Raw genomic sequence first — 15,151 nt, forward strand, 5'->3', positions numbered from 1 at the left:
TTCTAAATTGCAAAAAGAACAATGTTCACAAATCGCTTCATAAGACAGCCTTAAAAAGAGCTGAAGTTCCCTTCAGCTCCTTCAGGATCGTACCGGAGCCCAGAACTCCAGCTATATTATGATTGCTCTTTCTTCAATAACTCCTTCAATTCATCAATAAAGACATTGATATCCTTAAACTGGCGATAAACAGACGCGAATCGGACATAGGCGACTTCATCAATCTTAGCCAGCCTGTCCATCACCATCTCACCAACGGCTTCGCTCTTAACTTCTGAAACTCCATGGCTGCGAAGTTCTTTTTCTACTTCGGAAACCAAATCTTCAAGCTCCTTCAAAGCAACTGGCCGCTTTTCACAGGCTTTAATCAGACCGCGAAGGAGTTTCTCCCGATTGAACTCTTCGCGTGTACCTTCTTTTTTTACGACAATCAAAGGAATTTCTTCAACCTTCTCAAATGTGGTGAAGCGAAATCCGCAAGCTTCGCATTCGCGTCTGCGTCGAATTGATCGGCTATCGTCAACCGGTCTTGAATCAAGAACCCGGGTAGAGTTATTTTGGCAAGTTGGACATTTCATCTCGATCAGCTCCGAATATTTTGAAATATAGAAATAGCGAAGGTCCATTCACTTTTTCCATCAATACGTCCCTAAGCATTATCCTAATATTATCTTATAAAAAAGATTGGAACTGGACAAGAGGAACTATTGGTTCCCGTATTTTCCTGAACCAATAAAAGTATGTGTGGAGTTTAGCTTTTCATAAATCTTCACCAGCTCCTGCCTCAAAGCAGGGTTGATGCCCCCAAAAGAAAACTTCTCCGTAGAGATATGTAAGTCGACCGCTGTCTCAAACGGTTTTGTCGTAACCACTGTGGCCGTTAAAAAGGCAGGAAGCTTTCCTGTCAACTCGGCTGATATTTCCCCATGCTCCTTTGAAACACTCGTAATCTTGTATGAGGAGTCTGCCTTCAGCAAGTCTTCGACACTTTGGAACATCTGGTTGAAGTTCGTTTTATAATAATGAGTTTTAAGCAGTTCATCCCTGTTGTTTTCACTTGTTCCGCTGAATTTCTCGTACCGTCCTGATATGGATTTTAACAATGACATCAAAAATCCTCCTGCAAGTTATTTCTACTAACAGTTTACCTTATTTACAGATAAAATAAAAAGAGGTGTATCGCTACACCTCTTGTGAATTTTTCATATTTTCAATTATAGAGCTTTAGCTTGTGCTTGCTTCACATGCACAGGACCCATGCCGCGTGGAATTTCGATATTCTCACGAGTTTGAGCGCCAAGAGCTTCTGCAATATAGTCAGCTGCAATGTTAGGATCCAGATCGCCGCAAGTGTATACATCAATGCTGGCGTATCCGTGTTCTGGGAAGCTATGAATAGTTAAATGAGATTCAGAAATAATGACAACTCCGCTTACACCTTGTGGCGCAAATTTGTGGAAAGCCACCTCGCGGATTTCAGCACCTGATTTCAATGCTGCTCCTACAAAAGTTTGTTCAATAAAATCCATATCATTCAATTTTTCAAAATCGCAACCCCAAAGTTCAGAAATTACATGACGTCCCATTGTTTCCATATTAAATTTCCCCCTCTAACAATATTAGAATGAATTCTTAGCTTCAATGGTATCTTAACTACCACGGGGGAAAGTTAGTCCAGAGAGGTCCTAACCCTTTAAGTAGCCAATTGGTACCGTTATTAAGAAGTTCACGATGACTAGTATACTTTGTTTATATTTTTTTTGCAACACATGAAAACAAATTTTTTTCATGATTTTTAAACTGCCATTCTTATAGTTTGTTAGATAGCTATACCATAGCCTTTTCGAGGGTCTTCACCTAAAAAAACCTTTGGATTTCAAACCGTGATCTCCGTTAGCCAGCAGCAAAAAAACAGCTTGAACATTATATGGAAATAAGGAAAAGACAAAAATAAAAAGCCTGCCAATGAGCAAGCTTTTTACGGAATTAAGTTTATCCTACTTTTACAGCAGCAGAATTAGACATTGCATGTGCTACATACTTTGTCAGGTCTACAACCCTGCTTGAATAACCCCATTCATTGTCATACCAGGCAAGAACCTTAACCTTATTGGCACCGATGACCATTGTAGACAGGCCATCAATGATCGCAGAATGTTCATTCGTGTTAAAGTCGATTGATACAAGCGGATCTGTCGTGATATCAAGAACGCCTTTGAGCTTTCCTTTTGATGCTGAATAGAATGCGTCATTGATTTCGTCCACCGTTACCTCACGCTTCAGGTCGACCACCAGGTCAACTAGCGAAACATTTGGAGTAGGTACTCTCAACGCCATGCCATGCAGCTTTCCTTTCAACTGAGGAAGCACAAGTGAAAGTGCCTTTGCTGCTCCAGTTGAGGTCGGGATGATGGATTGACCACAAGAACGTGCCCTGCGCAGGTCCTTGTGCGGATTATCAATATTATTCTGGTCATTCGTATACGCATGCACTGTCGTCATCAAACCGTTTTCGATACCGAAAGTATCATCAAGAACTTTCGCAACAGGTGCCAGGCAGTTTGTCGTGCATGATGCATTCGAAATGATATCATGTTCTTCAATATTTAATGCGCTTTCATTTACACCCATGACGATCGTGATATCCTCATTTGTACCAGGTGCTGTCAAAATGACTTTCTTAGCACCAGCATCTAGATGAAGAGCCGCCTTGTCACGTGAGTTGAATTTGCCTGTAGCTTCTATGACGATATCAATCTTCATTTCCTTCCATGGAAGCTCAGCAGGATTTCGATTGCTTAATAGCTTAACAGTCTTTCCGTTGACAATCAGGTGATCGTCAGCCGGAATCACTTCACCAGCAAATTGTCCATGAGTAGAATCATATTTTATTAAATGCGCCAGAGTTTCAGCTGGATAGCTCGCATTTATCGCAACAACTTCAAGATTTTCTTCAAGAATGACTCTTCTGAATACCATTCTTCCAATTCTCCCAAAACCGTTAATCGCAATTTTCGCCTTCATTGTACGGCCCCTTCCGAATTAGTGTTATACTCAATAACCCCTTTGTATGGTATTAGTATAACATATTAAAATTTATTTGTGATAAATAAATGCACACATTTAAAATATAAAATAATTCTGATAATAATATTCATTTAGAAGGTAACAAATTGAGGTACCGAGATTAAATCGGCTAATAACCGGATATGCATGCCCGTCCACTCAAGGAAACAAAAAAAGAGCCTAGTCGGCTCTTAAAATTCCCCATTCACTTAAAATATCCATCAGCTGCTGCTTCGATTCTTCGATGCTGCCGCTGTTATCAATCACTGCGTCTGCCAAACCAACTTTGTCCTTCAGCGGCATTTGTGACCTAATCCTCGATGAAGCTTCTTCTTCCGAGAACCCGTTCCTCTTCATCAGCCGTTCAAGCTGTGTTTGCTCATCCACGTATACAACGATGATTTTTTCGACGAGTCCTGTCAGTTTGCTTTCAAACAGAAGCGGAATGTCAAGGACGACTGCCTTTTCATCATCTGCTTCAGCTTTTTTTCTTTTCTCTGCCATCCGCTCCCTTACGGCTGGATGGACAATCGAATTAAGCAGCAATCGCTTTTCTTCATTGTTAAAAATGATCTCACCCAACTTAGGGCGATTTATCGTACGATCTTCTTCTAAAATATCCTTGCCAAAATGGCTGACAATCTCATTATATGCCTTTTCTCCTGGCTCAACAGCAAGCCTTGCTTCGATATCTGCGTCAATCACAGTGATGCCCATATCAGTGAACATGGCGGATACCGTGCTTTTCCCGCTTGCTATACCTCCTGTCAATCCGATAACTAATGACATTCTCATTTTATCCTTTCAAGGGCCATTAAAGCTTCAACAGCCCGATTATGATCAATAAGATTCCTGGTACAAAGGAAAACCTTTGCATCCATCCGCTCCCGGAAAAATAACTGCCCATTCTCATTCCGGCATACACAAATAATGAACTCATGCAGGCAACCGTCAATGCCAGATAACCTGGAGAGAAGCCTAGAAATGCCGCCCCCACCCCTGCACCGAATGCATCTAGCGACAGGGCAAGCCCAAGCATGACAGCTTCAATTCCATTGATCGTGCCCGATCGGTCAAAGTCAGCTGTCATTGGCTTTTTCAAAATATTGATGACGATACCGAGTGATTTGATTTCAAGGTTCAAAATGATTTTTTCATGACAGAGCAACTCTGTTTTGTCTTCGCGGAAAAATTGGAATAGTACCCATCCTCCTAAAACGATCAAGACAGTGCCACCCAGTGTCTCTGCCATTCCTGGTGAAAAAAAGCTCTCGAGAAAATGCCCGATCATCATAGCGGCCATCAGGACGACAGCTGAACAAACCGCAATAACAGAGATAGATTTAATCGGGATTTTCATTTTCCGCAATCCATACGTTAACCCTACACTGAAACTGTCAAGGCTGACAGCGAATGCAAGTAAAAGCAGGGAAATTGTTTGTGCCATAAACTGAGCTCCTTCCTGTCAATCGCTACGTTAGTATATGGAAGGAGCCCAGTTATGGTGAGGAAATCAACAAGCCAATATACAAGAAAAGCGCAAGCGCCTTGGTAAGCCCCGACAAGCGTTGGAGGGCCGACCAGTGAAGTCGTTCTTTGACTTCATTGGGCGGACCGAAACGTCTCGAGCTGCTCAAAGCTAACGCTTCTCGCAAGATACTCGAGGAAGACGACTCAGGGTCGGAAACTGGCTAGGCGCTGGAGCTGGACAATTCTCGAAGTTGAAATGATATAAATTCTGATATTATTATTTAAGCTTCTGGCACGACGGGCAGTAATGCGTTCCCCGTCCGCCAACGACGGTTTTTTCCAATGGTGTTCCACAAGTCTTGCACGGTTCACCCTTGCGCCCATAAGCATAAAGCTGCAGCTGGAACATGCCAATCTGTCCTTGTGAGTTCACGTAGGAACGGATGGTGCTGCCGCCTTTCTCAACAGCTTCGGACAGAGTGCTGACAATTTCCCTGTGAAGCACTGCTTCCTCTTCTGGAGTCAAAGAGTTAGCAATCCTTTCAGGATGGATCTTTGCACGGAATAGCGCTTCATCTACATAGATGTTTCCGAGGCCAACAAGGATTTTCTGGTCAAGCAGCGCCGGCTTTATTTTTCGATTCGTTTTCTTCAGTTTTCCCGACAGCCATTCCACTGTAAAATCTTCCGAAAAAGGTTCAGGCCCTAAATCGGCAAGTGGCTGGGTTTCGAACTCTTTCCCTTTTTCATAAAGGTGCATCGTGCCAAATTTCCTGACATCCTTGTAACGCAATTCCGTTCCATCGGTAAAATGGAAAATGACATGCGTGTGCTTATCTACAGGATCCTCAGAACTGAATAAACCGTATTTCCCTTCCATTCTTAAGTGGGAAACGAGAGCGAAAAATTCCGTGTAAAGGATCAGGAATTTTCCCCTCCGGCCGATTTCATTTATCGTCTGCCCTTTCAGTGCGTCACTGAACTGCTCTACTTCAGTCGGAGTTTTGATCATCTTTGGCCAGGAAACAGAGACTTCCTTAATTATCTTTCCGATCGTCAGGACCTCTAATGTTCGTCTGACGGTTTCGACCTCTGGTAGTTCAGGCATATAATCCCGCCTTTCTCTGTAAAAATCCTATGGTGACTCTATTTTGCGTCATACCAGGTTGGGCCATATGAGAAGTCCACCTTTAACGGCACCTTCAATTCAATGGCATTTTCCATAACCTCTGGCACTATTTTTTTCAATAGTTCAATTTCATCCTCAGGTGCTTCAAAAATCAATTCATCATGTACTTGAAGCAGCAGTCTTGTCTTAACGCCCTCTTCACGGAGTCTTTCTGCCATATCAATCATTGCTTTCTTGATAATGTCTGCAGCGCTTCCCTGGATCGGGGTATTCATGGCAGTACGCTCGGCAAAGCTCCTTAAGTTGAAGTTGCGGGCCGTAATCTCAGGAATGTACCTGCGGCGATGCAATAATGTCTGGACATAACCCTTCGCCTTTGCATCCTTGACGATCTCATCCATATATTCTTTCACACCAGGATAGCTTTCAAGGTAGCGCTCAATGAATTCGCCCGCTTCTTTCCTTGTGATATTCAGGCTCTGGGATAATCCATAATCGCTGATGCCGTACACAATCCCAAAGTTAACCGCTTTTGCATGTCGGCGCATATTGGAAGTGACTTCGTCTTTCCCTACATTGAACACTTCCATCGCAGTTTTCGTATGGATGTCCATATCATTCTGGAAGGCATCAATCAGTTTTTCATCGCCCGCAATATGGGCGAGAACACGCAGTTCAATTTGTGAATAATCAGCTGCAAATATGACCCAGCCTTTTTCCGAAGGGACAAAAGCCTGCCTGATTTTCCGGCCTTCTTCAAGTCTGATTGGGATGTTCTGCAGGTTAGGATCTGTTGAGCTTAATCTTCCAGTTGCTGTCAAAGCCTGGTTGAATCTTGTATGGACTTTTTCAGTCTCTTTATTGACGACCTTTTGCAGCCCTTCAATATAGGTGGATTGCAGCTTTCCCAGCTGGCGATAGTTCAGGATTTCTTCAATGATTTTATGTTTAGATGCCAATTTTTCAAGGACGTCTGCTGAGGTTGAATAGCCTGTCTTCGTCTTTTTCGCAGCAGGCAGTCCCAGTTTTTCAAAGAGAATGACACCTAATTGTTTAGGAGAATTGATATTGAACTGTTCTCCTGCCATTTCGAAGATCTTTGTTTCGATTTCAGCAAGCCGGCCTTTGATCTCTTCACCCATATGATCCAGGCGCTGCATATCCAATTTAACTCCCTGGTATTCCATATCGGCAAGTACCAGTGATAATGGCATTTCCAGGCTGCTGAACAAATCATGCTGATCGTTGTCCCAAAGCTCCTGCTCGAGCTTCTCTTTTAATGAAACAAGAACAGCCGCCTTGCGCACCAGATGTTCACCCAGGATGCTTTCCTCGGGAATTTTTCGTTTAGCACCTTTTCCATAGACTGTTTCGTCTGCCTGCACGCTCCTGAAGCCATGCTGTTTCGCGATTGCTGCCAGGTCATCCGGCGACTCGGAAGGATTGATGATATAAGATGCCAGTGACACATCGAAGTCAGCACCCTTCAGATGGATGCCATGATGGCGCAATGACACCTCAGATCGTTTCGCATCGTAGACTGTTTTTTTACTGGACTCATCCTCCGCCCATTTCTTGAATTCTTCAGATTCAAGGGCTACTTTTACTGGCAGGAAGAAACTGCCGTTTTCATTTACAACTCCAAAACCGATAATGTCGGCATAATGGTAATTATCTTCCAGCACCTCAACATAGAAGCCGTTTTCTTTTGCGAAGATATCTTTTTCGATTTTATCCAGCTGCTGGAATTCGATGTCTTCAAGCTCCGCTTCTTCTGCTTCTGCAACTGCTCCCAGCTTGTCCAGCAAGGAATTGAAACCTAGCTCCTTGAACATTTTCACTAGCTTCTCATTCTCCGCACCTTCATACTCAAGCTCACTCAACTCTATTCCAACAGGTGCTTCACGAGTGATGGTCGCAAGCTCCTTGCTCATGACTGCCTGGTCCTTGAATTCCTCCAGCTTGTCCTTAAGCTTTTTCCCGCTGACTTGGTCAATCGAATTTAAAAGATTCTCAAGTGTGCCATATTCCTTCAACAGCTTGATTGCCGTCTTTTCACCTACACCAGGAACACCAGGAATATTATCGGATGCATCACCCATGAGACCTTTCATATCAATAATCTGCTCAGCAGTCAGGCCATATTTCTCCTTGATATGCTCAGGTGTATATTCTTCAATATCGGTAATCCCTTTTCTTGTGATACTGACCGTCGTCTTGTCAGAACTCAGCTGCGTTAAGTCCTTATCACCGGAAATAACCTTTGTTTCGAAGCCTTCTTTTTCAGCCAGCAAACTCAATGTACCGATAATATCATCAGCTTCATAATTCTCCAGTTCGTACTGGGAGATGCCATAGGCCGTCAGCAATTCACGGATGAACGGAAACTGCTCAGAAAGCTCAGGCGGTGTCTTTTGCCTTCCGCCCTTGTACTCACTGAAGGTTTTATGCCTGAAGGTCGTTTTCCCGGCATCAAACGCAACAAGAATATGCGAAGGCTTCTCATCCTCAAGGATTTTCATCAGCATCATCGTAAAACCATAAACAGCATTGGTATGTATCCCTTTTTCATTATTCAACAACGGCAAAGCGAAAAACGCACGGTAGGCAATACTGTTGCCATCTATCAACACAAGCTTTTTAGACATGTCATTCCTCCTCTATTTTAGAAAGGCGCAAATTTTTATATAGAAAAAAGACCGTTAGATTCCTTCCTATTTTATCATGAGAGATGATAGAAAGAAAAATAACGGCCTTAAGCTGCTTTTTTGATATTGTATTCGAAATGGTAGAATGTTAGTTGTAGATAAATTGGTATTCTTAATCTAGCTCCAGCGCCTAGCCCCTCGAGTCGCTTGTCTAGTGTCGCCTCCTAGAAACTCCGAAACTTCAACTCCGCCGGCAGAAGCAAAAAGCGCTTCTTTGTCGGTGTCTCCAGTTTCTGCGTTTCTGTACAGTCGGCTATACATTTCGATTTCGATCCTGCCAGTGAAGTCAAAAAACGACTTCACTGGCAGGCTCTCCAGCGCTTGTCGGGGCTGAACAAGGCGCTTGCGCTTTTTGTTCTTAATTTGTGTAACCCATCAGCATTCTTGCGTATGGTGAATCAGATGGGAGGACTATGACGGTTTCGCCATTGATTGTCTTTTTATAAGATTCCAGTGTGCGGAACATGGAGTAGAACTCTGGGTCTTTGGAGAATGTTTGGTTGTATACTTTAGCAGCTTCCCCTTCCCCTTCGCCTCGGATCGTTTCAGCATCCGCCGTTGCTTTTGCGAGCAATTCCTGTACTTCCCTGTCCGTCTGGGCGATGATCCTGTTCTTCTCAGCATCCCCCATTGAAAGATATTCCTGAGCCTTTGATTCACGCTCGGAAATCATTCTTGTAAAAACGGATTTTTCGTTTTCTGCCGGGAGATCGGTCCTCTTCATGCGTACATCTGTCACAACCACACCATAATTCCCATCATCAAGCAGCTCATTGACTTTTTCTGTCACCCTGTCATTCAAGGATCCGCGGGATGACTTTTCATCATTGATGATTTCATCATAGTCCAGCTTACCAAGCTCAGAACGGACAACCGAATAGATGAATTCCTCCATTCTGGATTCGGCACCTTCAAGCGTCCTGGCATTCGAGATCATTTTCTTAGGGTTTTCAATCCGCCAGATGGCATAATTGTCGATCAGCATTCTCTTTTTATCCTTTGTGTTGATTTCCGCCTGGGAAACATCGTAGGTCAGCTGGTATTTAGGCAAGGTCGTGACACTCTGGATAAATGGGACTTTGTAATTCAAGCCAGGCTCTTCAATGATTTTAACAACCTCTCCAAACTGCCTGACTACTTTATACTCGCCTTGCTTCACGATGAAAACATTCGTAAAAATAAAGACAAGCAAGGCAATAAGAATGACCAGGAAGATTCCGATTTTGGTATATTTACGCCAGGATCCGCCACCACTGCGTTCATTTATATCAATCACGTTTTGATCAGCCATTATTCTTCTCACTGCCTTCCTTCTCTGTCTTCGGTTTATCTGCTTCAAGCGGGCGGATCGGGAAGTACTTCATTGTGTTGCCATCATCGTTCATGATGTAAATCTCCGAACCAGGCAAGACTTGCTCAAGCGTTTCCAGAATCAATCGCTGTCTTGTAATATCAGGATTGGATTTGTATTCAACATACAGCTTGTTAAATACCGCTACATCACCTCTAGCACGTTCAATCCTCGCAGCTTTTTCCCCTTGAGCTCTGGAGATGAGCGCATCCTTTTCCCCCTGCGCTTCATTCAGCTTCTGATTACGGTATTTCTTTGCTTCATTTATTTTCGTGTTCATTGTTTCACGTGCATCCGTTACATCGGTAAAAGCCTTGCGCACTTCTTCATTTGGCAATTCGACATCCTGCAGCTTGACACCAAGAACAGAAATACCCATATCATACTTTCCAATCAACGAAGACAATAAGTCCCGGACTTCTGCTTCAATTTCTGCTTTCCCTGATGTCAGGGCCTCATCAATTTCGGAACTACCGATAATACTTCTTACAGATGCCGAAGTCGCATCGTACAAGATTTCTCTCGGATTATCAGCGTTAAATAAATATTTTTCAGGGTCGGTTATTTTCCATTGAACAACCAGGTCGGCAAGGACGATGTTTTCATCACCCGTAATCATTTTGGTTTCATCAGGAAACTCCTTGATTTCTCCATCCTTTTCCTCATAACCAAACTGGAGGCTGAACGTTTCTTTTGATAATTTCTCGACACTCTGGATTGGCCAAGGCAGTTTAAAATGCAAGCCAGGTTCGCTGATTCCTTCCTCGACTTTACCAAACGTCAAAATGACAGCCTGTTCCGATTCATCGACCGTATACCAGGTCGTGAATGCAGAAATACCTAAAATAATGGCCAGGACGACAATCCCGCTCGTCACGTAAATTTGCTTTAAGCTCACCATTTCATCCCCCTCTTCCTATGTTTCTATCTATGTTTGTTTTTACGTTTAAAAACCGTAAAAGTTTCAAAAGAATGATAATTGAGTAACAGTTTAGATACAATGGTGTTTTTTGGTTTTTAAGAAAGGGTTCAATAACTGTGGCAGAAAGCAAATGAAAAAAGCACAAGCGGGGTGAACTGCTCCCCGTCAAGTAGACAGTGGAAATAATAAAAACAATCTAGGCGGCTTTAGCCCTGAATTCTAAGGGGCTAAGGCCGTTTAATCTTTTTTGGTAACGTTCATGATTATAAAAGTATATGTACTCATCAATCGCCGCAGAAAGCTCTTCAAAGGTCTTATATTTCTCCATGTAATATTTCTCGCTTTTCAGTGATCCCCAAAAGGATTCCATTGGACCATTGTCAATACATCTTCCGACTCGGGACATACTTTGAGTCATCTGTGCTTGATCTATTCTTTGTTTAAATCCAAAATGGGTATACTGAAAGCCCCTGTCGCTATGTATAAGTGGGCGGTCACCATTCAGTAGGGCCGTGGCCTGATCCAGCGTATCAAACACCAGTTTATTGTTGTTGGAATGTCCAAATACGTAACTAACGATGGCTCCATCATGTAAGTCTTTAATTGCACTCAAATAAGCCTTTTTTGCTTCTCCATACTTGAACTCAGTCACATCAGTTACCCATTTCTCATTAGGACTTTCGGCTTGGAAATTACGGTCTAACACGTTTTCTGCGACGTGTTGAGGGGTTGACTTTTTATATCGATTTTTCTTTTTCCGAATAACGCTTTGAATGCCGACAATCTTCATCAGCCTATAGATTCGCTTTTCATTGAAGCTCTTGCTCAACCTTCTATTCAAAGTCATCGTAATCCTGCGGTAGCCGTAGATTCCTTTAACCTCCTCATGGAGAGCCTTCATTTCTTCTACAAGTATCACATTCTGACATTCACGCTTGGAAGGTGTTCGCTTCAGCCATTTATAATATGCAGACCTGGCCAACCCCGCAATTTCACAAAGCATAACGAAAGAGAATCCTTCTTCTTCGTGAAGTTCCTTGATAGCGATATATTTCTCCTCAAGGCGTATCTGGCTTATCTTCGCCTCCTTTCGATCTCCTCTAACTTTTTTAGGAATAAGTTCTCTGCGCGTAATCGCTCATTTTCACTCGCAAGCCTCTTCATCTCCAATTTCATCTTCTGTTCTGGGGAGAGTTCAACTTCTTCCTTTTTCCTCCCTCGCTTATCCCGAAGGGCTTCTTCGCCGCCATCCTCATACTTTTTAACCCATTGATATACTTGTTGGTAAGAGACCTTAAAGGTCTCAGCTGCCTTCTGATAATCCTTGCCGTTCTCAAGGCAATAGAGCACAATCTCTTTTCGTTCATTTATGGTAGTGTTTCTTCTAGTCATAGTGTTTGTCCTTCCTTTGGAAGTGTCCTTTAATTCTCTATGACTATTATACTTGTTAATCCATTTCTGGAGGACTCGTCTACATGAGATTTCATACTTTCTGATAACATCATTTTGAGAGTAGTCCCCACTAAGATAGTCCTGTACAGCCGCCAGCTTAAGTTCCTTAGAATACCTCTTCCAGGTAGAAGACTTCTTTAATCCTTCTGCTCCGTATTTTTCATACCTGTAGACCCAATCATAAATTGCATGATCATTTACTTTGTATATAAACTTCAGCTCTGAAATAGAATGGCTACCCTTTTTTAACGCCTCTACGATCTTGATTTTATCTTGGAATGAATATGTCCTTTTTGACATAAAAAATACTCCCCTTTAAGTAAACAGATTTTTATTTTTTAATCTGTCTACCTAAAGGGGAGCATATCAGGGTCAGCTTGTGCTTCTTTCTCACTCCTTGGATGAAGGGGTTTTCATAAAGATTGTAGCAAGGCAGTGTTAAGGAAAAATAAACCTATTGTTAAATGAATGTAAATTCTTATTGAAAAAGCCCAATTCAGTTTCGAATTGGGCTGCAATGGCTTGCTTATTGAATTTGCACTCTTTTGCTACTGAGGCAGCTTTTTAAAAAGCTTGATTGTGAAGGTTGTCCCTTTTCCGATCTGGCTGTCGACTTCGATATGGCCTTTATGAGCTTCAATTATGTGTTTGACGATGGCAAGGCCTAGTCCTGTTCCCCCGGAGTTTCGGCTCCTTGCCTTATCGACCCGGTAAAAGCGCTCGAATATCCTCGTTATCTCACTCTTCTCAATGCCTATACCAGAATCCTTGACCACAACCAAAACTGAATCTTCCTGGACAGTTAACGAAATATCCACTTTGCCGCCATTCGGTGTATAAGTGATGGCATTGCTGACAAGGTTGATCAGCACTTGCTTGAGCCTGTCTGAATCACCTTCAATAACCGCTTCCTCACTGGTTGACTGTTTAAGTGACAGAAGGATATCCTTTTGTGCAGCTTTGCGTTTTAATATCTCAATGACTTCACTGGCTTCTTTTACGAGATCCACGCTTCCCCTTGTCAACCGGAAGCCGTGCTGCTCAATCTTTGAAAGGTCAAGCAATTCCTGGATCAGTACCTGAAGACGGTCGCTTTCTTTTAGAATGATTTCGAGGAACGCTTCCAGTGTAGCCTTGTCATGCATCGCTCCATCCAGCAGCGTTTCTGAAAAACCCTTAATCGAGGTTATCGGTGTTTTAAGCTCATGCGAGACGTTTGCCACAAAGTCCTTCCTCATCTGTTCCAGTTTCTTCAGCTCGGTGATGTCATGGAAGACGAGAAGTATGCCCTTCCAGACATTGTTTGTTCCGATAATCGGCACTCCATATACTTCGAAATGGCGTCTTTCGATTTCCAATGGCAAGACTACCTGTTTCCGGACTTTTTGCTCGGTCATGAAGATTTCTTCTACCATCTGGGTAATTTCATCATGGTCGATTACTTCATAATAAAGTTTGTAGAGGTATTCGGAAGCCTTAACATTGAAAATTTCCTTGTATGGCTTATTAATCAAGTTGATAAAGCCCCTGCTGTCAATCAAGATCAGGCCGCTGCCCATATTTTCAATCAGGGTGCTCAACCTGTCTTGCTGGGACTCTTTCAGCTTCATCAGTTCCTGAAGGTTTCTGGCAAGGATGTTGATCGACGAACTGAGCATGCCTGTTTCATCGATATGATCTTCATAAGTCCTCGCCCGATAATTCCCTTTTGCCAGCTCAATCGCCACATTTGTTGCAGACTCAATCGGTTTCGTATAGCGGTTTGTGATTCTTGTTCCAAGCAGGATGATGACGACCAATGCCATTCCCAGGCTGACCGTCAGAATCCACCAGATTTGCCGGTAAGCCTTCTGCAGTTCATCGATCTTTGTTGTTAAAAAAACATAGCCTTCTTTTTCACCATCATGAATCAGCGGATTCCAATAATAATGCAGATCAAAACCTCCGCCAACTTCCAGATCGCTCTCCTCTTCAGGTTCATCTTCGACGATATCGCCAATAATATCCCGGTGCCTGCTAATCTTCGTGCTTGATAGTTCACCCGTGTCATACCGGATATCTCCCTCAAGATCAACGATTGTGATTCTAGCGTTAAGCAACCCGCTCATCTTCGATATTTCTTCTGTGTTGAGTGATGCGAGCCCTCCATTTTGTTCAATATTGGAGGTTAAGAGATTCATTTCAATCCTCAGCCGTTCATTGAATGAATTAATATAGTAGTTCTTGAATAACTGCCCTAAAAGCAGGCCCAGGCCCACCAATACGATGATGATCAGGGTAATGAGGGCAAACAAGAGACGTGTCCGGTACTTTGTCATTCTCCCTTTGGTTCCTCCAGCTTATATCCAAGGCCTCTTATTGTCTTGATATATGATGGCTTTTTCGTATTCCGTTCAATTTTTTCCCGTAAGTGGCTTATATGTACATCTACGATTCTTGTATCCCCTGCAAAATCATAATTCCAAACAGCACTTAGCAGCTGGTCACGGGTCAGCACCCTGCCCTTATTCTTTGCGAGGTACAGCAGCAATTCGAATTCCTTTGGAGTCAATTCAAGCAAGTCGTCCATAAAGTAAGCTTCATAGAAATCAGGAATGATCCTAACATCGCCAATTTTAATCTGGCCCTCATCCTCCGGCTTTTCCTCCACGGCTTCATGCTGGGTCTGCGTTCTTCTGAGAATAGCTTTTATCCTGGCTACAACCTCACGCGGACTGAATGGCTTCGTCATATAATCATCCGCGCCAAGCTCCAGTCCTAGCACTTTGTCAAATTCATCATCCTTAGCGGTAAGCATCAAAATTGGCACATTGATTTTTTGCTGCCTAAGCTGCTTGCATACTTCCATTCCATCCAGCTTCGGAAGCATCAAGTCCAGAATCATCAAGTCCGGCTTCTCAACAGCAGCAAGACGGATCCCTTCCTCACCGTCCATCCCGGTTACCACGACATAACCAGCCTGTTCGAGATTATACTTCAGCAGTGTCACAATCGATTGTTCATCATCCACAACCAAGACCTTCTTGTTCATATGAGCCTCCAAAAAAGTTATT

General features: G+C 43.0%; 14 protein-coding genes. All 14 read right to left on the minus strand.

Going from position 1 to position 15,151, the window contains the following annotated elements; all coding sequences use genetic code 11:
- Positions 1 to 116: 116 nt before the first annotated feature.
- On the minus strand, positions 117 to 578 hold the full coding sequence (gene nrdR, locus RH061_RS17550) for a transcriptional regulator NrdR (protein ID WP_102265147.1): 462 nt from the start codon (positions 576 to 578) through the stop codon (positions 117 to 119).
- A gap of 126 nt (positions 579 to 704) precedes the next feature.
- On the minus strand, positions 705 to 1,109 hold the full coding sequence (locus RH061_RS17555; RefSeq protein WP_311072099.1) for a hypothetical protein: 405 nt from the start codon (positions 1,107 to 1,109) through the stop codon (positions 705 to 707).
- Positions 1,110 to 1,214: 105 nt separating this feature from the next.
- A complete protein-coding gene (speD, locus tag RH061_RS17560; protein ID WP_041967626.1) occupies positions 1,215 to 1,595 on the minus strand; it encodes an adenosylmethionine decarboxylase in 381 nt (126 codons plus the stop codon).
- A 397-nt stretch (positions 1,596 to 1,992) separates the two neighbouring features.
- Positions 1,993 to 3,024, minus strand: coding sequence for a glyceraldehyde-3-phosphate dehydrogenase (locus RH061_RS17565; protein WP_311072100.1), 1,032 nt, complete (start codon positions 3,022 to 3,024; stop codon positions 1,993 to 1,995).
- Between the two features lie 222 nt (positions 3,025 to 3,246).
- Entirely contained in the window at positions 3,247 to 3,855 is a 609-nt protein-coding gene (gene coaE, locus RH061_RS17570; RefSeq protein ID WP_311072101.1) for a dephospho-CoA kinase, read from the minus strand.
- Positions 3,856 to 3,880: 25 nt separating this feature from the next.
- Positions 3,881 to 4,513, minus strand: coding sequence for a sporulation membrane protein YtaF (gene ytaF, locus RH061_RS17575; protein ID WP_311072102.1), 633 nt, complete (start codon positions 4,511 to 4,513; stop codon positions 3,881 to 3,883).
- A gap of 300 nt (positions 4,514 to 4,813) precedes the next feature.
- Complete coding sequence (gene mutM, locus RH061_RS17580) at positions 4,814 to 5,644, minus strand: DNA-formamidopyrimidine glycosylase (protein WP_311072103.1); 831 nt, start codon at positions 5,642 to 5,644, stop codon at positions 4,814 to 4,816.
- A 38-nt stretch (positions 5,645 to 5,682) separates the two neighbouring features.
- On the minus strand, positions 5,683 to 8,313 hold the full coding sequence (gene polA, locus RH061_RS17585; RefSeq protein WP_311072105.1) for a DNA polymerase I: 2,631 nt from the start codon (positions 8,311 to 8,313) through the stop codon (positions 5,683 to 5,685).
- A 177-nt stretch (positions 8,314 to 8,490) separates the two neighbouring features.
- Positions 8,491 to 8,676, minus strand: coding sequence for a hypothetical protein (locus RH061_RS17590; RefSeq protein ID WP_311072106.1), 186 nt, complete (start codon positions 8,674 to 8,676; stop codon positions 8,491 to 8,493).
- A 55-nt stretch (positions 8,677 to 8,731) separates the two neighbouring features.
- Positions 8,732 to 9,664: a protease modulator HflC gene (gene hflC, locus RH061_RS17595; protein WP_311076442.1), complete on the minus strand. Its 933-nt coding sequence runs from the start codon at positions 9,662 to 9,664 to the stop codon at positions 8,732 to 8,734.
- Positions 9,657 to 10,625 (minus strand): FtsH protease activity modulator HflK, encoded by a 969-nt coding sequence (gene hflK / locus RH061_RS17600; protein ID WP_311072109.1) that lies wholly within the window; start codon positions 10,623 to 10,625, stop codon positions 9,657 to 9,659. The genes hflC and hflK overlap by 8 nt, the downstream gene beginning before the upstream one ends.
- A gap of 217 nt (positions 10,626 to 10,842) precedes the next feature.
- Positions 10,843 to 12,398, minus strand: a protein-coding gene (locus RH061_RS17605) for an IS3 family transposase (RefSeq protein ID WP_311071301.1) whose coding sequence is annotated in 2 segments (ribosomal slippage) — positions 10,843 to 11,759 and positions 11,759 to 12,398 — 1,557 coding nt in all. Because the reading frame shifts where the segments join, the coding sequence is not laid out codon by codon here.
- Positions 12,399 to 12,646: 248 nt separating this feature from the next.
- Positions 12,647 to 14,416: a two-component system histidine kinase PnpS gene (pnpS, locus tag RH061_RS17610; protein WP_311072110.1), complete on the minus strand. Its 1,770-nt coding sequence runs from the start codon at positions 14,414 to 14,416 to the stop codon at positions 12,647 to 12,649.
- Positions 14,413 to 15,129, minus strand: coding sequence for a response regulator transcription factor (locus tag RH061_RS17615; RefSeq protein ID WP_311072112.1), 717 nt, complete (start codon positions 15,127 to 15,129; stop codon positions 14,413 to 14,415). The genes pnpS and RH061_RS17615 overlap by 4 nt, the downstream gene beginning before the upstream one ends.
- Between the last annotated feature and the right edge of the window lie 22 nt (positions 15,130 to 15,151).

The sequence above is a fragment of the Mesobacillus jeotgali genome (genome assembly GCF_031759225.1).
GTDB lineage: Bacteria > Bacillota > Bacilli > Bacillales > Cytobacillaceae > Mesobacillus > Mesobacillus jeotgali_B.